The 24752-nt window shown below is 41.7% G+C and carries 23 protein-coding genes and 2 tRNA genes; 15 read left to right on the plus strand and 10 right to left on the minus strand.

The annotated features are described in order from the left end of the window. A complete protein-coding gene (locus tag NPE20_RS20415; protein ID WP_256540556.1) occupies window positions 1-1743 on the plus strand; it encodes a M14 family zinc carboxypeptidase in 1743 nt (580 codons plus the stop codon). Further along, entirely contained in the window at window positions 1740-2345 is a 606-nt protein-coding gene (locus tag NPE20_RS20420) for a rhomboid family intramembrane serine protease (RefSeq protein ID WP_435529215.1), read from the plus strand. Before NPE20_RS20415 ends, NPE20_RS20420 begins: the two co-directional genes overlap by 4 nt. On the opposite strand, the gene NPE20_RS20425 is transcribed toward NPE20_RS20420, so the two are convergent. Continuing rightward, window positions 2342-3349 carry a hypothetical protein gene (locus NPE20_RS20425; RefSeq protein ID WP_256540557.1) on the minus strand — a complete coding sequence of 336 codons (1008 nt, stop codon included), beginning with the start codon at window positions 3347-3349 and terminating at the stop codon, window positions 2342-2344. The genes NPE20_RS20420 and NPE20_RS20425 overlap by 4 nt on opposite strands. A gap of 24 nt (window positions 3350-3373) precedes the next feature. Between NPE20_RS20425 and NPE20_RS20430 the strand changes: the two genes are divergently transcribed. Next, window positions 3374-4402, plus strand: a complete 1029-nt coding sequence (locus NPE20_RS20430) for a dipeptide epimerase (RefSeq protein WP_354003282.1) — start codon at window positions 3374-3376, stop codon at window positions 4400-4402. 225 nt (window positions 4403-4627) lie between these two features. On the opposite strand, the gene NPE20_RS20435 is transcribed toward NPE20_RS20430, so the two are convergent. From NPE20_RS20435 to dinB, 3 genes are all read right to left on the minus strand, one after another. After that, on the minus strand, window positions 4628-5935 hold the full coding sequence (locus tag NPE20_RS20435; RefSeq protein ID WP_256540558.1) for an ammonium transporter: 1308 nt from the start codon (window positions 5933-5935) through the stop codon (window positions 4628-4630). A 92-nt stretch (window positions 5936-6027) separates the two neighbouring features. Further along, on the minus strand, window positions 6028-6381 hold the full coding sequence (locus tag NPE20_RS20440) for a hypothetical protein (RefSeq protein WP_256540559.1): 354 nt from the start codon (window positions 6379-6381) through the stop codon (window positions 6028-6030). A gap of 226 nt (window positions 6382-6607) precedes the next feature. Further along, window positions 6608-7666: a DNA polymerase IV gene (gene dinB / locus NPE20_RS20445; protein ID WP_435529216.1), complete on the minus strand. Its 1059-nt coding sequence runs from the start codon at window positions 7664-7666 to the stop codon at window positions 6608-6610. A 124-nt stretch (window positions 7667-7790) separates the two neighbouring features. Here dinB and NPE20_RS20450 point away from each other — a divergent pair, with 124 nt between their 5' ends. From NPE20_RS20450 to NPE20_RS20470, 5 genes are all read left to right on the plus strand, one after another. Beyond that, entirely contained in the window at window positions 7791-8360 is a 570-nt protein-coding gene (locus tag NPE20_RS20450) for a thiamine pyrophosphokinase (RefSeq protein WP_256540561.1), read from the plus strand. A 143-nt stretch (window positions 8361-8503) separates the two neighbouring features. After that, window positions 8504-9598, plus strand: a complete 1095-nt coding sequence (locus NPE20_RS20455; protein ID WP_256540562.1) for a DUF6515 family protein — start codon at window positions 8504-8506, stop codon at window positions 9596-9598. A 135-nt stretch (window positions 9599-9733) separates the two neighbouring features. Then, the gene (locus tag NPE20_RS20460) at window positions 9734-10801 is read left to right on the plus strand and encodes an SGNH/GDSL hydrolase family protein (protein WP_256540563.1); all 1068 of its coding nucleotides are present in this window, start codon (window positions 9734-9736) and stop codon (window positions 10799-10801) included. 66 nt (window positions 10802-10867) lie between these two features. After that, window positions 10868-11212 (plus strand): four-helix bundle copper-binding protein, encoded by a 345-nt coding sequence (locus NPE20_RS20465; RefSeq protein WP_256540564.1) that lies wholly within the window; start codon window positions 10868-10870, stop codon window positions 11210-11212. Between the two features lie 84 nt (window positions 11213-11296). Continuing rightward, on the plus strand, window positions 11297-12487 hold the full coding sequence (locus NPE20_RS20470; protein WP_256540565.1) for a class I SAM-dependent rRNA methyltransferase: 1191 nt from the start codon (window positions 11297-11299) through the stop codon (window positions 12485-12487). Between the two features lie 152 nt (window positions 12488-12639). On the opposite strand, the gene NPE20_RS20475 is transcribed toward NPE20_RS20470, so the two are convergent. Beyond that, window positions 12640-13116: an Lrp/AsnC ligand binding domain-containing protein gene (locus tag NPE20_RS20475; protein ID WP_067063623.1), complete on the minus strand. Its 477-nt coding sequence runs from the start codon at window positions 13114-13116 to the stop codon at window positions 12640-12642. Between the two features lie 151 nt (window positions 13117-13267). Here NPE20_RS20475 and NPE20_RS20480 point away from each other — a divergent pair. Further along, window positions 13268-13379: transfer RNA gene (locus NPE20_RS20480), tRNA-Asp, on the plus strand. A gap of 554 nt (window positions 13380-13933) precedes the next feature. On the opposite strand, the gene NPE20_RS20485 is transcribed toward NPE20_RS20480, so the two are convergent. Then, the gene (locus tag NPE20_RS20485; RefSeq protein WP_256540566.1) at window positions 13934-14521 is read right to left on the minus strand and encodes a porin family protein; all 588 of its coding nucleotides are present in this window, start codon (window positions 14519-14521) and stop codon (window positions 13934-13936) included. A gap of 123 nt (window positions 14522-14644) precedes the next feature. Between NPE20_RS20485 and NPE20_RS20490 the strand changes: the two genes are divergently transcribed. The 3 genes from NPE20_RS20490 to NPE20_RS20500 all read left to right on the plus strand — a co-directional run bounded on the left by NPE20_RS20490 (window position 14645) and on the right by NPE20_RS20500 (window position 17400). Beyond that, window positions 14645-14860 (plus strand): CsbD family protein, encoded by a 216-nt coding sequence (locus NPE20_RS20490; protein ID WP_256540567.1) that lies wholly within the window; start codon window positions 14645-14647, stop codon window positions 14858-14860. 59 nt (window positions 14861-14919) lie between these two features. Next, on the plus strand, window positions 14920-16662 hold the full coding sequence (locus NPE20_RS20495) for a S41 family peptidase (RefSeq protein WP_256540568.1): 1743 nt from the start codon (window positions 14920-14922) through the stop codon (window positions 16660-16662). Window positions 16663-16866: 204 nt separating this feature from the next. Then, window positions 16867-17400 (plus strand): hypothetical protein, encoded by a 534-nt coding sequence (locus NPE20_RS20500; RefSeq protein WP_256540569.1) that lies wholly within the window; start codon window positions 16867-16869, stop codon window positions 17398-17400. 57 nt (window positions 17401-17457) lie between these two features. On the opposite strand, the gene NPE20_RS20505 is transcribed toward NPE20_RS20500, so the two are convergent. Both NPE20_RS20505 and NPE20_RS20510 read right to left on the minus strand, forming a co-directional pair. Then, window positions 17458-18075, minus strand: coding sequence for a hypothetical protein (locus NPE20_RS20505; RefSeq protein WP_256540570.1), 618 nt, complete (start codon window positions 18073-18075; stop codon window positions 17458-17460). Window positions 18076-18210: 135 nt separating this feature from the next. Beyond that, on the minus strand, window positions 18211-19911 hold the full coding sequence (locus tag NPE20_RS20510) for a sodium:solute symporter family transporter (RefSeq protein WP_256540572.1): 1701 nt from the start codon (window positions 19909-19911) through the stop codon (window positions 18211-18213). Window positions 19912-20451: 540 nt separating this feature from the next. Between NPE20_RS20510 and NPE20_RS20515 the strand changes: the two genes are divergently transcribed. Together NPE20_RS20515 and NPE20_RS20520 are read left to right on the plus strand one after the other, a co-directional pair. Beyond that, window positions 20452-20528 (plus strand) — tRNA-Asp (locus NPE20_RS20515). A gap of 246 nt (window positions 20529-20774) precedes the next feature. After that, window positions 20775-21995, plus strand: coding sequence for a site-specific integrase (locus NPE20_RS20520; protein ID WP_256540573.1), 1221 nt, complete (start codon window positions 20775-20777; stop codon window positions 21993-21995). A 370-nt stretch (window positions 21996-22365) separates the two neighbouring features. Here the strand turns inward: NPE20_RS20520 and NPE20_RS20525 are convergent, their stop codons facing one another. Then, window positions 22366-23376: a type II toxin-antitoxin system antitoxin SocA domain-containing protein gene (locus tag NPE20_RS20525; RefSeq protein WP_256540574.1), complete on the minus strand. Its 1011-nt coding sequence runs from the start codon at window positions 23374-23376 to the stop codon at window positions 22366-22368. After that, on the minus strand, window positions 23373-23729 hold the full coding sequence (locus NPE20_RS20530; protein ID WP_256540575.1) for a hypothetical protein: 357 nt from the start codon (window positions 23727-23729) through the stop codon (window positions 23373-23375). Before NPE20_RS20530 ends, NPE20_RS20525 begins: the two co-directional genes overlap by 4 nt. A 185-nt stretch (window positions 23730-23914) precedes the next feature. On the opposite strand from NPE20_RS20530, the gene NPE20_RS20535 reads away from it, so the two are divergent. Next, window positions 23915-24136 carry a DUF2188 domain-containing protein gene (locus tag NPE20_RS20535; protein WP_256540576.1) on the plus strand — a complete coding sequence of 74 codons (222 nt, stop codon included), beginning with the start codon at window positions 23915-23917 and terminating at the stop codon, window positions 24134-24136. The last annotated feature ends 616 nt before the right edge of the window (window positions 24137-24752 follow it).

A 24752-nucleotide genomic window follows, 5' to 3' on the forward strand; every position in this document is an offset into this window, starting at 1 on the left:
ATGAAAAAAAATATTTTTTTGTCGTTTTTGCTTTTTTCTTGTCTACACGGATATGCCCAATTAACCCCATTTGAGCAAAGTAAAGATAAAAACTATACAGCCGCTTACGCCGAAGTTATTAGCTACTACCAAAACCTGAGCAAACAGCAACCACAAATGCGGCTGTTTAACTATGGCTCAACAGATATTGGCAAGCCTTTAACGCTGGTTGTATTATCAAAAGATAAGGTGTTTGATCCTGCCCTAATAAAAAAGCAGAACAAGCGTGTACTGCTTATTAACAACGGCATCCACCCCGGCGAGCCGGAAGGTATTGATGCCAGTATGATGCTGGTGCGCGACCTGCTAAAGAAAAATCAATTACCCAAAGATGTAGTGCTGTGCTTTATAGCGTTGTACAACATCGATGGCAGCATTAACCGTGGGGTATCGCGCATAAACCAAAATGGGCCGCGTGCTTATGGCTTTAGGGGTAATTACCGTAACCTTGATCTTAACCGCGATTTTATAAAAGCCGATAGCAAGAACGCTTTGGCCTTCGCGCAGATCCTGAACACCTGGCAGCCCGAAGTTTTGCTGGATAACCATACCAGCGATGGTGCCGACTACCAGTATGTAATGACGCTGATAGAAACCCAAAAGGATAAGCAAAACCCGGTACTGGCCAACTATACGGATAAAACCCTTACGCCCGATCTGTATAAGGGAATGAAAAAAAGTGGCTATGAAATGATACCATACGGTGCCGGCGAACAAGGTCTGCCCGATTCTGGCATAGTAAGTTTTATGGAAACGCCACGCTTTTCTACAGGCTTTGCGGTGCAACACAACATTATCAGCTACATGACGGAAACGCACATGCTAAAGCCTTTTGATAAACGCGTGTGGGCAACCTATGCGTTTATGCAAAACCTTATAAGCATTTGCCAGCGTGATGCAAAGCTGTTAGGCACAATGAAAAAGCAGGTTGATGCCGAAGTGAGTCAGCAGAAAACGTTCGGGTTGAGCTGGGTATTGGATGAAAGCAAGGTAGATACCATAACCTTTAAAGGCTATGCCGCCCAGTATAAAACAAGCGAGGTAAGCGGCTTAAAACGGCTGTATTATGACCGGGATAAACCCTATAGCAAAACCATAAAATACTACAATACTTACAAAGCAAGCGCCACTGCCGATAAACCGGTTGCTTATATTATCCCACAGGCATGGGGGAAGGTTATTGATCTGTTTAAGCTGAATAAAGTTGTCATGAGCCGGCTGGCGCATGATACCACACTTGCTTTGCAGATGTATTACATTGGCGATTACAAAACCGGTGTAAAACCATACGAAGGGCATTACCTGCATAGCAACGTAAAGCTAAATCCTGTTGATACAAAAGTAAGGTTTTACGAGGGCGATTATGTAGTATACGTTAACCAACCCATTAACCGCTACATTGTTGAAACCCTGGAACCACAAGGTGTAGATTCCTTTTTTGCATGGAACTTTTTTGACAGCATGCTGGGTCAAAAGGAATACTTCTCTGATTATGTTTTTGAGGATGTTGCTGCCACTATGCTAAAGAACGACCCCGAACTGCGTAAAAAACTGGATGAAGCAAAGGCTGCCGATCCTAAATTGGCTAACAGTGCCGGGGCGCAATTAAACTTTGTTTACCGCAATTCTCCTTATTTTGAAAAAACTTACCTGCGTTACCCAATAGGCAGGTTATTAAATAATACTAAACTCGATCTGAGATGATGGAAATTTTCATGGCGTCGCCGGTGGCGTCAATTATATTTGCAATAACACTGGCTACTTCTTTGTGGGCCTTTTCTAACGAAAATATATACGCCAATTTTATACTGAACCCCTACGGCGTATCGCGCGGGCAACGGGTTTATACCGTTATTACCAGTGGTTTGATCCATAAAGACTGGAACCACCTGTTCTTTAACATGCTATCCTACTATTTCTTTGCTTTTCAGTTAGAAGTGTTGTTGGGGCACTGGCAATTTGCGCTGCTGTATATTGTAAGCTTGATACTAAGCGACCTCCCATCTATTCAAAAGCATAAAGAGGATATCTGGTATAATAGCCTTGGCGCTTCGGGCGCTATAAGCGCTGTAATATTTAGCTTTATTATGTTTTCTCCCACTTCGCAAATGGGGTTAATATTTATTCCGATACCGATACCTGCCTGGATCTTTGGGATATTGTACCTGGTGTATTGTCACTTCGCATCAAAACACGCACGGGATAATGTTAATCATGATGCCCACTTGTTTGGTGCTTTAAGCGGCATCATCATCACTTTTGCGCTTCATCACAATGTTATAAACGAGTTTATCCAGAAGTTTTAACGGGGCAATTCAATTGAATTTGCGCTTATCTTATTGCCATCTGCGTCGAACAAAAAACTCATGGGTTTTTCAGGGTTTTTGATGATCTCTAACAATAGGAAGCCCCAATTTTTCCAGAAATTTTCAAGCACCTGCCCGTAGATCTTGTTTGTCCATTCGTCAAATAATGGTTTGCTGCTTATACCACGCAGGGGCATGTCTTCAATGTAAACATCTTCACCAACGGGCAAAATATTGTATTCGGGCAGGCGGTTAAACAAATAATTAGAATAGAATACCCTTCCCGAGAATTCTTCGAACTGTATTGGATGCAGAACGTCGTCTTTTATCTGATCGTAAATTTTGCGATGATAACTAAAATTAGTGTTGTTATCCTGCAGGCATATCACCATACCAAAATCTTTTATCCGTAGGGCAAATGTCTGGGTGTTTATCTCGTCGCGGTAGCCAAACTCTGTTTCATTATTATCAACCTTAAACAAAAACAGGCTAAAGGGTTTAAACTCCTCGAAATGTATGGGCAGGTTAACACTTTGCAGCATTAAATGCAGGTGACTAAACTTATGGATGATAGATTGGGAAATATTAAACTCCTCGCCCTGCGCATGCATCATTTTTATACCCGACTGGATCTCATTGAAGATGATACCGTACAATAATTTGCTGGTCCACTGGAACAGTCTTAGTTCATCCAGCGCTTTTACGCCCTCGTAACCTTTGCTGAAAGCTTCGGCAATTTCGTTCTCCAGTGGTTCTAAAAACGCATCATTAATATGGGCCGAGCAGGGTATTTTCAAGTCCTTATAAGTGGCAATGCTTTCGTCAAGCAATTTAAAAGGCTGGTCTTCCAGGTTGTAAAGACTCATTAGCCATTGTGGGAAAACCTGGATCTTTTCTTCCTCGCTTTGCAAAGCATCTCCCGTTAGGAAACACTTGTTATTGCTGAAATTGAACTTTTCGAACGGTGCGTAAATTTGTGCCGGCATGGCCGCAAAGATAAGCATGAATTTAACAGGAATATTTTAGCTTTGAGATTTGACATGCAGCTTACTTATCAATCCTTCGAATTACTGCTAAAGCACCCTTTTACCATCGCTAAATTTTCGCGAACGTCGACACCATTGATGTTGGTGCAGATAGCACACGAGGGTTACACCGGCTATGGCGAGGCCTCCATGGTGCCCTATATGGGCGAAAGCCACCAAAGTGCGAATGATTTTTTGAGTAAAGTTGATGTCAGTCAGTTTAAATATCCATTTGATTTTGCCGCTATCATCAATTACCTGGATAGCATTGCCCCCGGTAACCCGGCCATAAAAGCAGCTATTGATATTGCCCTGCATGACTTTGACGGCAAACTAAAGGGCCAGCCCTGCTGGAAACTTTTAGGCAGCGATCCTCCAAAAATGCCGGTAACCAGTTTTACTGTTGGGATAGATACCAAAGAAGTGATACTTCAAAAAGTTAAAGAGGCCGTAGGCTTGAAAGTGATAAAAGTAAAATTAGGGCGTGATAGCGATAAAGAACTGATAAAAACCATACGGTCGGTTACTGATGTGCCGCTGTATGTGGATGCCAACCAGGGCTGGACAGACCGCAAGCAAAGCCTCGATCTGATCTACTGGCTTGCAGAGCAGGGTGTGCAACTGATAGAACAGCCCATGCTAAAAACCGATATAGATGGTAATGCCTGGATAACCGAACACAGCCCCATCCCTATTATTGGTGATGAAGCGGTACAGCGTTTGGCTGATGTAGAAAAAGCCAAAGATGTTTATCATGGCATCAATATAAAACTGATGAAATCTGCCGGGATGTACGAAGCGCGGCAAATGATAAACAAAGCCCGCGAACTGCGTTTAAAAATACTGATAGGCTGCATGAGCGAAACCAGCTGCGCCACACTTGCCGCCGCCGCCCTCGCCCCACAATGTGATTGGGCCGATCTGGATGGTCCCTTTTTAACAACCAATAACCCTTATAAAATGCCTGGGTTTAATAACGGTAAATGGGTGTTGAATGATGAAGCAGGGTTGGGGTTAAGATTTAATAATTAACCAACCTGTCATTTCGAACGATAGTGAGAAATCCTGTTCAAAGTGATATGTAGCCCGCACGTATATCCAATTTGCATTTCGAACAAGATTTCTCCTCGCACCACCGCTCTACCCAGCCCCGGCTCGTTCGAAATGACACGGATTATAAAACCCCTTAAATCAAAAAAGGGATGCTTTCGCACCCCCTTTTCTTCGTTAGTTAGTCAGTCAATTATAGTTCAGTTATTATAGTTCTTCATCGTGTTGTGTTACGTCCAAACCTGCAAGTTCTTCTTCAGGGGTTACACGTAACGGGCTGATCAGGTCAGTTACTTTAAGCAGGATAAATGCACCTACAAAGGCAAATGCCGATACAGCAACTAATGCAACAACATGTTTGATAAATAATGCGGTTTCGCCATAAGCTAAGCCTTCGGCACCAGCGCCGTTAACCGCTTTGGTAGCGAAGATACCGGTCATTAACATACCAACCATACCACCTACACCATGGCAAGGGAATACGTCTAATGTATCATCAATATTGGTTTTGCTTCTCCAGATAACCACCAGGTTACTTACAACCGCGGCAACAATACCCACAATAAGCGAGCTTGATATGGTAATATAACCTGCAGCAGGTGTTACAGCAACCAAGCCTACAACAGCGCCAATACAAGCACCCATTGCAGATGGTTTTTTACCTCTTAATATGTCAAAGAATATCCACGACATGGCAGCAGCAGCAGATGCAGTAGTTGTTGTACCTAATGCGGTAGCAGCAAGCTCACCTGCACCTAAGGCAGAACCGGCATTGAAACCAAACCAGCCAAACCAAAGTAAACCTGTACCTAATATTACGTAGCTAATACGTGCAGGATGGTGTGCTTCTTCGGCACCGGTACGTTTTTTAAGATATAGTGCAGATGCAAGCGCAGCCCAACCAGCAGACATGTGTACAACGGTACCACCGGCAAAGTCTAACACACCATATTTAAAGAAGATACCTTGCGGGTGCCATGTAGCGTGAGCAAGAGGGATGTAAATTATAATGATGAAAAGGGTGATGAAGATCAGGTAAGAATTGAAACGGATACGCTCAGCAAATGCACCTGTAATAAGCGCTGGTGTAATAACCGCGAATTTTAACTGGAACATAGCGAAAAGAATAACCGGGATAGTACCACCTAACCAGGCAACTCCTAAAGTGTTCTGCATCATGAAAAATGATTTAGGGTTACCAATTAAGCCTAAACCGCCTACATCATCACCGAAAGCCATGCTGAAACCAAATACTACCCAGATGATAGTGATAAGGCCCATACAAACAAAGCTTTGCAGCATGGTAGAGATAACGTTCTTTTTACGCACCATACCGCCGTAAAAGAAGGCAAGGCCCGGTGTCATTAATAATACAAGAGCGGTTGAGATAAGCATCCAGGCAATATCGGCACCAATGTAAGTTGTTGCGGGTTTGGCAGCCGCTACGTTACCCGGGTACATAAACGCCAGTATAACAACAATAATGAGGATGCCAAAGGGTACAATTTTTTTCATTTTTTTGTTTTAAGTGGAAAAGGTTAGTTAATAGTTAGTATTAGGGGTCAGTATTATGAGGGGTACGATCTTTAACTATCGGCCCGGGTAGTTCACCAAAATGAGTGTTTCGGAAATAGCATCAGCTCAGGGTGCAACCTGTAAGCTGATGCCGGTTTACTAAAATTGTAATTTGATCCATTTATATAAACTGTCGCGGTGTTTAATGCAGCTGTTGTATTGTATGCAAATAGTTGTAATGGATTTAACCTGTTTTCAAAAAAAATAGACCTGTTAATGGTGTAAACACCGGGTTGGAACGTCTCTTTTTTGCCTTCGGCCTTTATTTTTGCGGAAAAAGCCTTTAAAGCTTCGGTCTTTTGTTTAAAAACAGTTAAAATAATTGAGCCAATAGTATCAAATACTAATAAAAATATAAAAATATGCCTGGCTTCTTTCAAATGCATATGCTAAAATAAGAATATTAAAATCAATTTGTCAATAAAAATCATATTATTTTATAATTATTTTTAAAAAATCACAAAAAAAATGAAAAATTCATTCAAATTGATTGTTTTAGCAAGGTGTAAAACGCCTTTTTTATCAATAAAATGATATATATATAAAATATAACAGGGTTAGATATGTTTTTTTAGGATAATTATTGAAATGTTGTATTTTATTTGAATTATTTCAAATATCAAACAGTCTCAGTTGGTCAGAAGGCGGGATGCTCTTGGTTTCTACTGGGATAAAATTGGAAACTGTAATTCCAAGTAATCTTATGCGGCTGTTTTCGGTATCGGTAGCGGCAAGCAGGTTTTTAGATGTATTTAATATACTATCAAAATCATCGGTGCAATTTGGCAGAGATAAGCTCCGGGTGATCTGCCTGAAATCGCTGTATTTTATTTTAAGCGTGATGGTGCGGCCTTTTAATTGATATCGAAGCAGGCGGTCGTGCACCGTTTTGGCGATTTTTTCTAACTCGGCATACATCTCGTCAATGCCCGTCAGGTCGTAAGCAAAGGTATCTTCGGCCCCCATTGATTTTGTTTCACGATGCGGTTGTACATCGCGGTCATCAATGCCTCTTACTATGCGATAATAAAATGCGCCGGCTTTGCCAAACTGCGTTATCATTTCATTTTCTGTTAGCTTCTTTAAGTCGGCGCCGGTAAACAGGCCCTGCTTCTTCATTTTATCGGCAGTAACCTTACCCACGCCGTAAAATTTTTCTACCGGCAGGTTCTCAATAAAACTTTCAACCGATGATGGGCCTATAAAGGTTAATCCATCGGGCTTCTTAATATCCGAAGCAATTTTGGCCACAAACTTATTTACCGATACCCCTGCAGAAGCTGTAAGGTTCAGTTCATCTTTTATAGCCTGTTTTATTTGTTGGGCAATTTCAATAGCCGAGCCTATGTTTAGCTTATCGTTGGTAACATCCAGGTAGGCTTCATCTAACGAAAGGGGTTCTATCAGATCGGTATAGCGACCGAAGATCTCACGGATCTTTTGTGATACTTCTTTATAAGCGGCAAACCGTGGCCTTACAAAAATAGCATGCGGACAAAGCTGTAATGCCTGCTTGGATGGCATTGCCGACCGGATCCCGAATTTACGTGCTTCGTAACTGGCGGTGGCAACAACGCCTCCCCGTCCTTCGGGCAAGCCGCCAACTACCAGGGGTTTGCCGCGATACTCGGGATTGTCGCGTTGTTCAACAGATGCGTAAAATGCGTCCATATCAATATGGATTATTTTACGCTTTATCCGGATATCATTTTCGGCCACCTGTATGCTAACGAATACTAAAACTATTTATTTAAATTACCTTTGACAAAATTATTCATCTGCACCTAATAATATAATGTCATCCCACCACATTGTTCGCGAAAAACAGGAACCGGCGCTGCTGGTACTCGGGCTAAATAATTTTTCCGAAGAATTACTTGGCCAGTTATTGGAGTGGAGCCCAACGGTTATCACAACACCCCTGGTTGCCGAACAAATAAACACCTACGAAATAAAGATAGACATTATTATAGCGGATGAAATTGACGAAAGCCTGCAATCTGATGTAAAGCTGGTCCCGCAGGGGAGCTCATCACAGGTTGAAGCCGCCTTAAACTATCTCATACAAAACGAATACAAAGCGGTTAATATAGTTGCTGATGATGTAAAGCTGGATGATTTTGTGCCCTTTGCCGGTAAAATTAACCTGGTAATATTTAGCGGCGACCAAAAAATATACGCGGTAAATTCCGAGTTTAGCAAATGGAAACCGGCCGGCGAAATTATCCGCATCTTATCCCTATATTTAAACTTACAAACAAGTGGTTTGGCGGCTAAGATGGGCAATGAATTCATTACTACAAATGATGGTTTTATCAGCCTCAATTTTGATGAAGATTTCCTGTTTATATCCGAAGATATCTAATAAGGATATAAGCCTGACAAATAGGGCTGTTAGCGGCTCATTTATTGTATAAAAAATAATTAAACATCAATTAAACCGTTGATGTATTTCGTAGTCATATATACACTTCAGCATTAACAGGCTGATCGATTATAAAATTCAAAATGAAAACAGGATATAAAAAATTATTAAGTGTGGCCCTAAGCGGGATGTTGTTCCTGGGCTTAGGCCTTTCTGCCAACGCACAGCATAGAGGCGGCGGTGGCGGTGGTGGCGGCAGACCCTCATCGGGTGGTGGCGGTGGTGGCGGCGGCGGTAGCGTTAGTCGTCCTTCATCAGGCGGTGGTGGTGGCGGTTTTAGCAGGCCATCAGGTGGTAATGTAGGCATAAGCCGTCCATCAGGTACGATTAGCCGTCCATCAGGCGGAAACGTTGGTATGAGTCGCCCTTCAGGTGGTTTTACCCGTCCGTCAAGTGGTAATGTTGGCGTAAGCAGGCCGGGTGGTTTTAATCGCCCAAGTGTTGGTGTTAGGCCAAATGGTTATAACAACAGCGCAAGTTTAGGTCACCGTCCAAATGTAGGCCGCCCTTACACCGGTAATTATGGCCGTGGTGGATACCGTGGCTCATACGGATACCGTGGTGGTAACTATGGCCGTTATGGATACGGTTACAGAGGTGGTTACGGTTCACGTTATTTTAACCGTGGTTATTATAACTATCGTGGTTATTACAACTCATATTACCTGCCAAGAATTGGTTTCAGCATAGGTGTATTGCCTTACGGATATTACCCATTTTATTGGGGCGATTACCAGTACTATTACAGCGATGGTTTATACTATCAATATAACGACAATCAATATACTGTGGTTGAGCCACCAGTTGGTGCACAGGTAAATTCGTTACCTTCAAAAGCAGATCCAATAACCATAAACGGTGAGCAGTACTACGAATCGAACGGTGTTTATTACCGTGCGGTAACTAAAGATGATGGTACCGTTGTATATGAAGTGGCCGGTAAAGATGGCGAACTGAATACAGATGGTGGTGGCTCTGATGCCGATTATCAGCCATACCAAATAGGTGATATCTTAACAACTTTGCCTGAAGATAGCCGTAAAATAAAAGTTAACGGTGAGAAATTATATGTTGCACCAGACGGAACTTATTTCCAGGAGCAACGCGACAACGATAACAAAAAGGTTTATAAAGTTGTAGGCCTGGCAACAGATGATCCTGAAGACGATAATAACTAATGTTCTTATAAAGGACTATCAAAAGGGTGGATGCTGTAAAGTATCCACCCTTTTTTATGCCTAAATTGATATAAAAGTATTAGGGTGATAAACTAAGGTTGTTTACTTTTATGCTGACCGATTGTACCATCTATAATGAGAAACACCTTCTTCGCTATATTCTTCGCGCTATTACTATCTGCCATGTTTGCATCCGGTAAAGCTTCACCCAAACTGTTTAAAGCCGATAACAAACATTTTAAATATACGGGCCGGGTAGATTTTACGAATCCCGAAAAGCCAAGGTTTTGGTCGCCGGGGGTATACATTACTACAAAATTTAAGGGCTCATCCTGCCAGTTGTTAATAAACGATGAAGAACTGTTTGGTAAAACGCATAACTATATAGAAGTAGTTATAGATGGTAAGCCACAACGTATCCAAACAACGGGTAAAACAAATACCATCCAAATAGCTAAGGGGCTAACTAATGGGGAACATACCCTGCTTATTTGTAAGGATACAGAATCGGGCATGGGTTACCTGGAATTTGTAGGTTTGATATGCGAAAAGCTTTTGCCGTTTAACCAACCCCGGCGAATGATAGAATACATTGGCGATTCGATAACCGCTGGCGCGGGTGTAGATGCTTCAGAAATAGCCTGTGGCAAGGGACAATGGTACGATCAGCATAATGCCTATCTTACTTATGGTGCGCGTACATCGCGTGCCTTAAACGCCCAGTGGCAGTTAACCGCGGTGGCGGGCATTGGCCTTATACATAGCTGCTGCAATATGGATATCCTGTTACCTCAAGTGTATAATAAGGTATACCTGCGTAACGATTCGCTCGATTACGACTTTAAGCAATACCAGCCAGATGTGGTAACCATTTGTCTTGGGCAGAACGATGGTCCGCAGGATTCGGTAAAGTTTTGCAGCGAGTATGTAAGGCTGATAGATACCGTTCGCAGTAAGTATGCACAGGCAAGCATTGTTTGTTTATCAAGCCCAATGGCTAACGCGCAGCTAACGGCTGTTTTGCAGCGCTACCTTACCGGGGTTGTGCAGTTTGTAAATAACAGGGGCGATAATAAAGTGAGTAAATTCTTTTTCTCGAAAAGCTTTAACAGTGGCTGCGACAGTCACCCGGATGCAAATGAACATGAAGTTATAGCCCGCGAGCTTACTGCCTACCTTAAAAAGCTTAAAGGCTGGGAGTAATTTAAATTTATAGAAACATTTTTAACTATAGCTTATTGTTATTAATATCACTTAATAACAATAGTTATGGAAAATCATGATCACACGGCCTTAATAGAAAAATTACTGGCCTGCGTTGCCGCATGCGAAAACTGTGCAACCGCCTGTTTGCGGGAAGAGGATGTAAAATCTATGGTGAGGTGCATAAGCCTTGATAGGGATTGTGCCGATATATGTACCCAGGCAGCAAGATTACTGCAACGCAAATCTGAAATTGCCCATCAATACTTAGTGCTTTGCGAAGAAATATGCCGGATGTGCGCCGAAGAGTGCGGCATGCACCAGCACGACCATTGCCAGATATGTGCCGATGCCTGCCGCCAATGTGCAGAAGCATGCCACGCGCATCATCAGCCAATAACGCAAGACTAAGCAGAAGGGTGATATCACCTTTGAAGAATACCCCTATCCCGGACAGACAATAACTTTGGCGCCGATATTATTACCTTTGCACCCATGATCGATGTTGTATTAAAAAAGGGGAAAGAGAAGGCAGTATTACATAAGCACCCCTGGGTGTTTTCGGGAGCTATTGATAATGTTAAGGGCAAACCCGCCAATGGTGATATTATACGCCTGCTTGACAGCAAAAAAGATTTCCTGGCCTATGGCTTTTATAACGATCAATCGCGCGTAGCGGTACGTTTGCTGGAGTGGGACGAGAATACCCCGGTTGACGATAACTGGTTTCGTGATAAGATAAGAACTTCGGTTGCCGGCCGTGCCCACATTTTGGCCGATGGTACTACCGATACCTGCAGGCTGATATTTAGTGAATCGGACTATCTGCCGGGTTTAATAGTAGATAAATATGCCGATCATTTAGCGGTACAAGTGCTAACATCGGGCATGCAAAATGTTATGCCTGTTATAATAGATGAGTTAAAAGCCCTGCTTAATCCTGCAAGCATCTTTGATAAAAGTGATGCTACTTCGCGCCAGCACGAAGGTTTGGAAACTACCAATGTATTGTTGGCGGGTAACCAACCGCCCGAACTGGTATATGTGAAAGAGAATGGCATAAGCTACGGCATTAATATCGCCGAAGGGCAAAAATCGGGCTTTTACTGCGATCAGCGTTATAACCGCGAGTTACTGGCAAGCTACGCCAAAGGCAAAAAAGTTTTAGATTGTTTTTGCTATACCGGTGGCTTTACTTTAAATGCGATCAAACACGGCGCGGCATCAGTAACCAGTGTAGATAGTTCTGCATTGGCACTGGAAACATTGGAAAAAAATATCGAACTGAATAATTACGGTGGAGGCATGCAACACAACGGCTTCAAATCTGATGTGAACGTTCAGCTCAGAAAATTTAGGGATGAAGGCGAGAAGTTTGACATCATAGTGCTCGACCCGCCTAAATACGCGCCATCGCGTTCTGCGCTTGACAGGGCATCACGCGCTTATAAAGATCTGAACCGTTTAGGTATGCAGTTGTTGAATAGTGGCGGCTTACTGGCCACCTTCTCCTGCTCGGGTGCTATGGATATGGAAACTTTTAAACAGGTACTGGCATGGGCCGCGCTTGATGCCGGTAAACAGGTACAATTCATTTATCAGTTTCACCAACCCGAAGATCATCCGGTTAGGGCTTCCTTCCCCGAAGGAGAGTATTTGAAGGGTTTATTGTGCCGGGTTTGGTAAATAATAAACGCGATACTTCATATTGTCGATAGAAAAAGTGGACTATACCTTAAACAGCAAAGCAACCTCCAAACCATATAGTAGATATATAATTTAGAGATTGCTTTGTACCTTGCGATAACGCGAGTGAATATATTGGAAACCCGAAGTGATTAATCCAGCGTGATCTGCCTTTTGATGCTTTCCTCTAAGGATATAAATGTTTCGGTGCGTTGTATGCCTTTTACGCTTTGAATATTTTCATTTAATACCTCGCGCAAGTGGTTGGTATCATGGCAAACAATTTTGGCGAAAATACTCCAGCTGCCGGTGGTGTAATGCAGTTCTACAATTTCCGGAACCATTTTCAATTGTTTTACCGCTTCGTTATACTGCGAGCCTTTTTCCAGGAATATGCCCAGGAAAGCGGTTACATCATAACCCAGTTTTTGCGGGTTTACTTCCAGGCTGGCACCTTTTATTACACCCATCTCCTCCAACTTTTTCATCCGCACGTGTATGGTTCCGCCAGAAACAATCAATTCTTTTGCGATTTCGGTGTAAGGTGTAGTCGCATTTTTCATCAATATTGATAAAATCTGTATATCAAGATTATCAATTTCTAAATTTTGAGGTTTCCTGTGAGGCATAATTTTAAATATCTATATTCAAATACAAGTATAATTATAATAAAAGTAAAAATAAAAATATTTTGTTGAAATATTTGCAAGAAAGTGTCAACTCTATTAGATTTGTATAAAGCAAATGACAATTGCTCTATCGTTCTTTTAAAACAAACATTGTTGGGTGGTGAAATTTTTGGCAGACACACCTCCTTGTCCCGGTGGCGGAGAATATGGGAAACCCGAAGCGGGCTAACCACTCTGTGAAGGTTCGAACCCTTCCCCAACAGCTATCAAACGCGAAGTTTGATTAACATCCTGTAGGATGGTGAAATTTTTGGCAGACACACCTCCTTGTCGCGGTGGCGGAGATCATGGGAAACTCTTAGCAATAAGAATAACCACTCTTTGAAGGTTCGACCCCTTCTCCTACAGCTCTTCTCATAATTTAGGTTTATAATTGGTTAGTAAAGGCCCCTGCCCATCAGGGGCTTTACTTGTATAAGAGACTTTTTTTTCTTCACACATGCTTCATAATATCAATATCTGATAAGAATTTAATGTAGAATTTCTACATATTGGAATTCTTTACTTTATCATTCAACATTCAGTGGTTAATATTTATATGTGGGCGTTGCCTGCGGCCCGGGCTTTACGCTCATACGCCTGCAGGCATTATGCGCAGGCCGGTATCCGCTGCACTCCCTAACGCAATTTAAACTATCCAAAGCCTTTGCTTGCCAAGAGAGCTCGGGGTAACGGCGAAAGGGTGTACAAATTCCTTAAACAAAAAAAATCCCGGCTGTTCACCGGGATCTTAACATTGTTGAATTTATTATATCACTTAAAAGAATTTAAAGCCTACGCTTAGCGCCCATATGTTTTGTCGCTGACCATAACTTTCGTTAATTTTAGTCAGGCCACCTTCATAGCGCAGGTCGGCCGTAATGTGGCCAATATCAACGCCACCACCTACCTGGTAACCCAGGGTGCTTTTCCGGTAATTACCAAAATCCTGATAAGCACCGCTAACATTATCGCTAAAGTTTTGGTTCTTATCTAATATGTAACTATAAACCGGGCCGGCCATTATCCTGAAATTGAGGTTATCGCCGCCAAAACCCTTACCTACTAATAGTGGTAAATTTAAACTGGTAAAAGTTACCTTACCATTAGTTGTTACGGTACTATTGTTATTATTAAAATCGAACTTACCCCCGCTGCTGCCCAAATAAAGCTCGGGTTGTAGATAAAGGCTGCTGCCAAAACGGGCAAATAAACCTGCCTGGTAACCGGCAACGGTAGATTCGCTTACATTGTTTGTACTTATCTTAGAAAAGTTGATGCCCGCTTTGGCACCCAAAGAAACTTGTGCCTTAGCACTAATTGCAGCTACAAAGAGTATAGCTATGCTTAACAAACATTTTTTCATGGTAAATTAATTTAGTTAATAAAGATGTTAGATGCGCATAGTTGTTAAAAGTTTAAAACTCTGCGACATATTAAACGCATACAGCGGTGTATTTTTTATATTTTTGTATAAATATTTTATTTTATGGCAGAGATAACTATCAGTAATAAGGATTGGGAACGTATAAAAATAAAGGTGCAAAGAAAATATAATCATCTTACTGATGAGCAATTACAGTATACCGAGGGGCAGGAAGATAGCCTGATTACCCGTATAATGGAACTGGTTAACCGCGACAGAAAATACGTTGTGTTCACGCTTACAAAAGCATTAGTGAACATTGATAATAACCGCCTTTAAAATTAGTTATTATAGAAAGCGGCTGAGCTTTTATATATTTATATTTCAAGAGGTTAAGGATGGCAGATAAAGGGATAATAAGCAAGTACAGGAAACCACTTTTATACGCGGCTGGCTTGGCTTTGGCTGTAAGCGCATGGAGTTTTAATGACGATCTTTTTCAGATATCTAAAAACCTGGATGTTTTCGCGTCGGTATATAAAGAGGTAAACATTAATTATGTTGATGATATAAACTCAGCTAAACTGGTTAAAACCGGTGTTGACGCCATGCTGGAAGGCTTAGATCCCTATACCGAATTTGTCCCCGAATCTGAAATAGAAGATTATAAGCTGCATTATGTAAGCACACAGTACGGTGGCATTGGCGCAGGTGTGTTTTTGCGCGATAAAAAGGTGTATATATCTGATGTATTTGCAGGTTTCCCGGCGCAAAAGGCGGATATCCGCCAGGGTGATCAAATGTTGAAGATAAACGATATTGACCTTGCGGGTAAAACTAACGAGCAGGTAAGCCAGTTGCTTAAAGGATCGAAAGGCGCTGTTGTTAAGCTGTTAATGAAACGCGAAGACGAAGCCCCTGTAGTAAAAAGCCTTGTACGCGACGAGATTAAGCAACCTAATGTTGTTTATTCGGGAATGGTTAGCGGCAACATGGGCTATATCAAACTGAATAAATTTCTTGAAAACTCTGCAGATGAGGTAACCGATGCACTCGTTGCTATCAAAAAGAATAACCCAAGCGGTATTATACTGGATCTGCGATCAAACGGTGGCGGTATTTTACAGGAAGCCGTTAAAATTGTGAACCTGTTTGTGCAAAAAGACGTGCAGGTGGTATCGCAAAAAGGAAAAATTAAGGAAAAGAATTTCACGTATAGTACTGTTTCTACTCCGCTGGAACCAAACCTGCCTTTGGTGGTATTGGTGAACAGCCGTTCTGCATCGGCATCAGAGATTGTTGCAGGTGCCCTGCAGGATCTTGATAGGGCTATTATTATAGGCCAGCGCAGTTATGGCAAGGGCCTGGTGCAGCAAACATTTAATCTGCCTTATAATAGCCTGGTTAAGGTAACGGTTGCTAAATACTATGTGCCATCGGGCCGTTGCATCCAGGAAATGGACTATACCCACCGCAAGGATGATGGTAGTGTTATAAAGGTGGCTGATTCGGCCATACACGAGTTTAAAACAAAAAATGGCCGCTCGGTTTATGATGGTAGCGGTATTTATCCGGATATTTTTATAAAACAGGATCGGTTTGCAAATGTAACCCAAGCGCTGGTAAGTAAGTTGCTGATATTTGATTATGCTACCAAATATCGTAACACTCATCCAAAACCAGTTGACCCTAAAACATTGGTGTTATCTGATGAGGAGTATAATGATTTTATAAAATACCTTGCCGGTAAAAATTATACTTACAGCACCATTTCCGAAAAAATGCTGAACGGCTTAAAAACCGAAGCGACCAAAGAGAAGCAATTTAGCGAGATACAGGCCGAATACGATATATTAAAAGCCAAAATGGCAAGCAGCAAAAAGAACGACCTGCAAATACATAAAGCCGAGATAAAACAAGTGCTGGAAAATGAAATAGCATCCCGTTATGCATACGAAAAAGGCCGTTACGAGGCTAATTTTAAGTATGATAAGGAACTGGCCGAAGCTGTAAAAGTTATGCAGGACAAACCCCAGCTGGCATCAATATTAAAAGGTGTTGGCGATTACAAAATTATTGGAAAACCGGTACTTGCAATGGCCGGGAAAAAAGAAGATAAGGATAAAGATAACGACGATTGAGAATAGAATTGAGATCTAAGAATCAAGAGGCCAAGACTTAGAAGCCCTTTCAAATACTTTGAAAGGGCTTTTTATTGAACGCTATTTGGTCTTGTGTCTTGACTCTTACGTCTTGTCTCTCCTCATGTAACATCCCTGTTATAACATCTATTTGGTTAAACTATGCTGATACTGGTATGTCATACCTACAAAAAACATACAATTATGAAAAAGATAATAATTACAGCAGCCATATTTTTAAGCTGCATAGCATATAAATCAGCCGATGCGCAAATAAGTTTAAGCATTAACATCGGCAGTCAGCCTGAGTGGGGCCCGGTAGGTTACGATCGTGCAGATTATTACTATATGCCAGATATTGATACCTACTATGAGGTTCCTACACATCAATACGTTTACCTGGAAAATAACAGCTGGGTGCGTAGGGCAAGCTTACCGGCAAGGTATAGCAATTACAATGTATACAATGGATACAAAGTTGTTGTAAACGAACGTAACCCATGGACCCGTAACGATGTGTATCGCGCTAAATACGCAAATTACAGGGGCCGTACCGGTCAAACCATAATACGTGATAGCCGCGATGTTAAATACCGTAACCATTGGGCTAATAACCGCCCGGTACGTGTAGAACACAGAAAAGTTGTGAAATATAAAGGCAATAACGGCAACCATGGCGATAACCGTAAACATGGTGATAATGATAACCACGGTAAAGGACACGGCCGCGGACACTAATTCCCTCTATATATAATACGAAGAGGCCCTAACTTGGGGCCTCTTCGTATTTTGAATCTATTTATCCAATAGGCCTTCAATAAGCGATTTCCATTGCGGGCCGGATAAGCCATTGCGGGCTCCTAAAGCAATGATGGTGTTACGTACCGTATCATATAACCCAGTATCTTTATTGTTCGGCATTTCATTGCGCCCATAAACGGCAGCGCTAACGTGGTTTTGATACCGTTCTATAATAAAAGTATTGGTAGAAGCATGGCTAAAAAAATGTGCTGTTGCTTTGTTGGGATGGCGTGGGTTTGCCACTGGCCTGATAGTCATGGTTAAATATTCGCTTTCGCTATTGGCATCACCCGCTTCTTCCATAGCCTCTATACGAACCCATTCTTTGCCATCGCCCGCCATAGAGGCCGGCGTGGGTAACGGGAGGTCAATGTAAAACACATCGCCTTTTTCGGCCATTTTATAAACCTCGTCGCCTTTAGTATCGGTGATGCCAAACTTAGCCGAATGCGGTCCGGTTAGTACATGCCATTGCGATATATCCCTAAGCCTGTCCTTCGCTAATAAGAACAGGTGATGGGCTTCTTCTGTACTTGCACAATCGGCAAAATGTATAAAGTCGTTTTTTTCGCCTTCGGTTTGTGGTGGAATATTGTCGGTAGGGTTTAACATAGCGCGATGATTTAATAGTTACAACACACTAAAATATAGGGTTGTTTTAATAAATGATGCCTGCAATCTTAAGCAAAGAGCACAAAAAAAGGCGGCTTTATGAAGGCCGCCTTTCTTTCCAATAGAAAATTGGGTCTACCAGAAAAATGAATATAATGCTACAATAATACCGCCCACTATAAGTGCACCGGCAGTAAATGCACGCGATGTTTTAAACATAGATGCATCGATTTCTAATCCATTGGTTTTAACGCCCCTGGCCTGATCAATTTTTGATATGATAATCATCCCTATCACGCAAAGCGCAAACACAAATCCCATACGGTCTATAAAGGGGATCTCGTACAGCTTGGTAATCTTATCATCCTGTAAGGCTTCTTTTGCAAAGCCATAAGGATATAAAAAGCTGAGATCGGCAAACCTTGGCAGCAATTTAAAAAACACCGAAAATATAAACCCACCTACGGTGGCAAACAAGGCCGCGTTAGATGAAGCTTTTTTCCAGAAGAAGCCCAGAATAAACATGGCAAATATACCCGGTGATACAAAGCCCGTGTACTCTTGGATATACTGGAAGCCTTGCTTGCCTTCTCCCATTAATCGCTCGCCTATTACCAGCGACATTACAACGCCCAAGCCCATGGCTACAACTACAGACCATTTGCCTAATACCACTAAATTTTTATCAGTTGCCTGGGGGTTGATCGCTTTTTTGTAGATATCCAGCGTAAAGATAGTAGCAATACTGTTTGCTTTACCTGCCAGCGAAGCCACAATGGCTGCTGTAAGCGCCGCGAAAGATAATCCTTTCAAACCATTAGGTAACAAGTTTAAAACCGATGGGTAAGCCTTATTTACGTCAACAACGCCCTTTGTGCTTAGCATCTCCTGGTGAAACATGCCTTTTTGATAAAGCAGATAAGCTGCAATACCCGGCAATACAACTATTATTGGCATCAGTAATTTTAAAAATGCAGCGAATAAGATACCAGCCCTTGCGGTTTTAAGGTTTGCGCCCAAAGCCCTTTGGGTGATATACTGATTACAGCCCCAATAATTAAGGTTAACTATCCACATACCACCTATAAGCACAGATAAGCCCGGTAAGTCCATATAGTTGGCATTATCTTTCTTAAATATCATGTGGAAATGGTCGCTTGCTTCAGACCGCATAATATTAAGGCCGTTCCACATCCCTGTTGTGCCAGAAACTTCACTGATTTTATTAAGCGCTAAATAGGTAGCAACTAAACCGCCCAGCACCAATACAAATACCTGTATAACATCGGTATAGCCAATAACCTTCATACCGCCCAATGTAATTACTACTGCAAATATGGCCAGCAATGAAATACATAAGGTAATATCCAGACCAGAAATGCCCGATATGGCTAACGCCCCTAAATAGAGGATAGACATAAGGTTAACTATAATATATAGCAACAGCCAAAATATGGCCATAACCATTGCAACAGTGCCATTGTATCGCTGATGCAGAAACTGTGGCATAGTGAAAATTTTGTTCTTTAAATATATCGGGATAAAGAATATAGCCACGATGATAAGCGTTGCGGCTGCCATCCATTCGTAAGTAGAGATAGCCAGCCCCATTTTAAATGCCGAGCCGCTGGTGCCAATAAATTGCTCGGCAGATATATTAGATGCTATTAGTGATGCGCCAATTGCCCACCAGGTTAATGAGCCTTCGGCTAAAAAGTAGTCTTTTGAAGTTGCATCGGCGTTGTGTTTACGTTTATATATCCAGTACCCGTAAAATGATACAATAAGAAAATAGATTAGGAATACGATATAATCGCCGTTTGATAAGGTCTTCATTTATCTGCTCAGTTTTTTAATAGGTTTAATATTTGGGAGGCTAATAATACACTATATATAGCGTTTATTCAAATTTAGATACTGTAAAATTACCTGAGCGCTTGATTTGGTATAAATAAGGTTGTTGCGAGTATCAAAAAGATGCTATTCCCGATTTTAAGTATAGTATAGCACATAAAGTGATGTCGTCGCAAAGCGTTATGTGCACTTTTTATTTAAAACCCCAATTTATTACGGACTAACCCAAGCCCACTGTGTATTCCACTGATGTAAACCGGGAGGCTATGGCGAGTTTAGTTAAATAAGTAACAGCAGGCGCTGACGTATGCAGGTGCGGTAATTGACGATTCCAATAACAAAGCCTGGAGGCAAAATGCATATCAATACTTAATTCAGTATATCTTGTTCTATAAAATAGTTTCTTTAGCGAATAATAAAAGGGCATTTATTGGCGCAAAATGGGCTAAAAACAATAAAAAAGATAAATTTTAAAAAAGACTTGTGTAAAACAAAAAGGTGCGTATATTTGCAATCCCAAACGGAGTGGTAGTTCAGCTGGTTAGAATGCCTGCCTGTCACGCAGGAGGTCGCGGGTTCGAGTCCCGTCCATTCCGCCAAAAGCATTTTAAAAATGTTCAAAAGCCTTTAAATCATATGATTTAGAGGCTTTTTTGGTTTTACGCCTCTCCAAAGCAACTCGTATTATTCAATATTTAACCGCGTCATTCATGACGTCTTTATAATTGAATAAAAAGACGCGCTGAAATCAATGTAATAAATTGATTAACAAGCTGTTCAAAGATTGAACATCTTGATTTAAAGACGCTGCATTTCGACATTTGTTTAACCCTTTAATGTTCGTTATGTTAGAAAAAAGCTTCGGGCTGTTCTTCTTTCTGAAGAAGCCCAAAAATGAAAAAGGAAATGCCAGGTACATATACCTGCGTTTAACGGTTGATGGCATATCAAAAGATGTAGCCACTAAGAGGCAATGGGATAATTTGCGCTGGAATGCTTCAGCAGGACGTGCGATCGGCTTAAAAGAAGATGCAAAAGCACTTAACAGTTATTTAGACGTGATGTGCGGTAAAGTGTACCAGGCTAAGAAAATGTTAATGGATGCAGACAAGCTTTTGACTGCGGAAAATCTCAAAAATGTATTGACGGGTCAAGGCGAAGAAAAGCGAATGGTCCTTGCAGCGTTCAAGCACCACAATGAACAAATGAAAGCTCTAATTGGCCAAGAGTTTGCACCTTCTACACTAATGCGTTACAAGACCGCACATGACCATACAGCAGCATTTATAAAGTGGAAGTATCAGGTGGAAGACGTTGATGTTAAAGATTTGGATTACGAATTTGTATCACAGTTTGCATTTTGGCTGAAAAGCGTGAGAAAGTGCGGGCACAATGCAACGATGAAATATCTCGGCAATTTCAAAAAAATTGTATTAGAGTGTATTAAAAAGGGATGGTTGCTTAAAGACCCTTTCGCTGGATTTAAAACTAACAGGAAAGAAGTAATCCGAGTTGCGCTCACTAAAGACGAACTGAACGATATTGCCTGCAAAGAATTTGGAACCGACAGGTTGAACCATGTACGTGATATTTTTCTTTTCAGCTGTTATACTGGTTTAGCCTATGTAGATGTTTACCAACTGCGGCGGTCAGATATTGTTACTGGCGTAGATGGCGGTAAGTGGATTGTAACAACTCGTCAAAAGACAGAATCCGCTACTCGTTTGCCTTTGCTGCCAGCTGCATTGAAAATTATGGAGAAGTATCACGATGATCCTAAATGTGTGAATAAAGGTTTGGTGTTACCTGTACTGACCAACCAGAAAATGAATTCCTATCTTAAGGAAATCGCCGACGGCTGCCGGGTTAATAAGAATTTGACTTTTCATATAGCACGACATACGTTTGCAACAACGGTAACCTTAAGTAATGGTGTCCCTATCGAAACCGTTTCCAAAATGTTAGGCCATAAATCGCTTAAGCAAACGCAGCACTATGCAAAGATTGTGGATTTGAAAATAAGTGAGGATATGGCCGCGCTGAAAAGAAAGTTAGCGGCAATGTGATCAGTCTGTAAAGTAGCGCACTTATCATTTCAAAATATTAGAGGTGTGTCTAAGTATATATCCTTTCAATTTGTGCCGAAGGTAAACTAAATAGATTTGAACTGTTGTAAGTTATGCAACAGTTCATTAAAAAGTAAAAGATGTCGTCATAGTCCTCACTAACTAAGGGATACACTGATAGTCTTAATCTATGGACTTTGACTACAATCCCTATCAATTATAACTGACAAAGACTGGAACAGTCAAGGAATTCTTGACAATTCAAAATGAGATGATCAAAAGCTATAACTTATATATAATTCTCTAACCTTGCCAGTAATAGTGACTTCCTTTTCTTTAAACTCCTTATTTTCAATTATACGCGGATTGCTCAGCAAACTACCCCACTGGTCGTGAAAGCATATTTCTGGTAACTGATCATATTTTTGCTGCTTTCATTTTCCGACCATCCGGCCTCCATGTGACTGATGCGTACCACTTCATCTGTATTCTTCTGACGGAACGTACGTCCTACCGCTTCTAAAACTTCCAATTCCACCGCATTGAACACAGATGCGTCAAATGCCTGGTTTGCACGGATCTGCTCTCCGTAGTTCCCGTTACCCACATCCACCTGCCTGATCTCGATCTGCTGGTCGTCGGAGAGTTTGACGTACATTTTCTGGTATTCCGCCGGAACAGGCCCGAAGGGAATAGCGCGGTAAGCAATACCAGTCATGGAATATCCCGTCTTTTGGTAGTAACAAAAATCTGAATAAAAGAACAGCTTGTTCAGTTTCGTCTTATACAAATCCATCTGCGTACTAAAAAAGGCAATCACCTGCGCGATCTTGTCCAGTTGCGGTTCCTTATATCCCGTGAACTCGTCCGGCGTCTGATGGGTAAAAATCTTTTGCTCGAACATGACGTCCCAAAAGTTCTCCTCGTCCCAGACCTGTAATTTCCTCGCCGTCTCCCGGATCTTTTGCGTTTCCCGCGCACTGAGCAAATGGGTGCTGGCATCCACCTGACGGAGAAATTCTACGGGTTCGCGAACCGAGAGGATCAGCCGACCGTTAGCTACTGAAGGCATTTCGCCGGCTTCGTATAGCCGGTAAGTATTGGCGCCCAGGCCCAAGATCTCCGACATCTTGCCGGCGGAGACTTCGTATTTTTCGCGTATGCCAGCGATTTCGTCGGGAAAGGGGATGCCGTATTTTTCGCGGTACTGGTTATGTACCTGGATCATATTGATCCCGTCTATTTCATCATTGGTAAAACGTTCATCGGTATCCTCACATAAAAAATAATGGTAAAATACCGGAAACTCTTCTTTGCGGTAAGTCAGAACCCCTGGTTCCTTGCGTAATGGCATTTCCTTACCTGTAATGGGACTTTTCATGGTTGGTTTTTATAGGGATAATTCATTGGTCTTTCAGCGGGGTGGAAGGAGATACAAATCACCGGTGCATTCGTCACGCCCATAGAGATCTTGATATAAATTTCCTTTTGTTGGTAGGTCTTACCAAATACCCAAAGGCTCGCGATACCATATAAACGGTCATCCAGTGGCCCCTCAGTATAATCCGCGGTGACAATGGATTCAATGATCTCCCGACGCCTGGCAGGCGGCATATCCAGCAGTAAAAGCGTGTTGGCATTCTTGTCTCTCGAATCCCTGAAAGCGATATCAAAGATTTTATATTTCACTTTGAAATCCTGTAAAAAGGATTCTACTTCTCCTAAGGTACTCATAAAATCTGATATTTTAATTATTCGTTGCATTTATAGCCAGATTATTACAAATAATAAACGTTAAAGTGGCTTTGGCTGCACGAATGCTAAAAGTTTATAATGAACATAGACAAAGATATAAAATAAACTAATTAGTTGTATATTTGTTTTAGTTAATAGTTTTATTCAATTTTAAAGTTAAAAACATGGGTAGAAACCAGCATGTAGTGCCGCACAACGGAGAGTGGGCGGTGAGGGGCGAAGGGACCCAAAGAGTAACGCGCATTGCGCCGACACAGGCAGACGCCATCGAAATTGCAAGGGAGATCGCCATCAACCAGCAATCCGAAATGTTTATTCACCGTCCGAACGGACAGATTAGGGATCGTAACAGTTATGGTAACGACCCTTATCCGCCTAAAGGATGATGAATACCTGTTGTAAAAACTGAGCGCCTTGTGGACTAAAAATCACGAGGCGCTTTTAATTTAAACCGACTTGGCCTTCTTTTCGAGCATTTTTTCAGGAATCTTAATAAAAGGAGAATTGTGTTTGATCCTGCAAAAAAAAGTGAATATTAAAAAGCGCAATCCACCCCAGACGACACTAATTCATTGCTTTAACTATCTTTTTGCTGACGAAAAATGAAAGTGAAACGAAGTAACGGGGTTTGGAAGTTTTAACTTATCCCCGTACGCAATACCGAACCGTAGCTGGTGCACAAGTGTTAATGTTGCCGGCTTAATATCATTAGGCAGTGAGCAGTTGTAATGTATCAGTGCCGTCGCGTAGGTATAGCTTGACTACCAATTCGGTTAATAGGACGGCGATTTTACAAATGCCGGTAGCCTCGCCGCACAAAGTGTTCTATATTGCTAATATTGTTTAGCGGCTCCACCATTTCATTTACACAAATGACCCGAATAATTGGGGAGCTGTTTCTTCTGTTTTATTTAGTTAAATTCGGCTAGGTGAGATATTTAAACTCGGCAGCCTTAATAGTGACGTTGGTGTAAAAACTTTAAAAGGGCACCAGAAGGTGCC

The organism is Mucilaginibacter aquariorum (assembly GCF_024498135.1).
GTDB lineage: Bacteria > Bacteroidota > Bacteroidia > Sphingobacteriales > Sphingobacteriaceae > Mucilaginibacter > Mucilaginibacter aquariorum.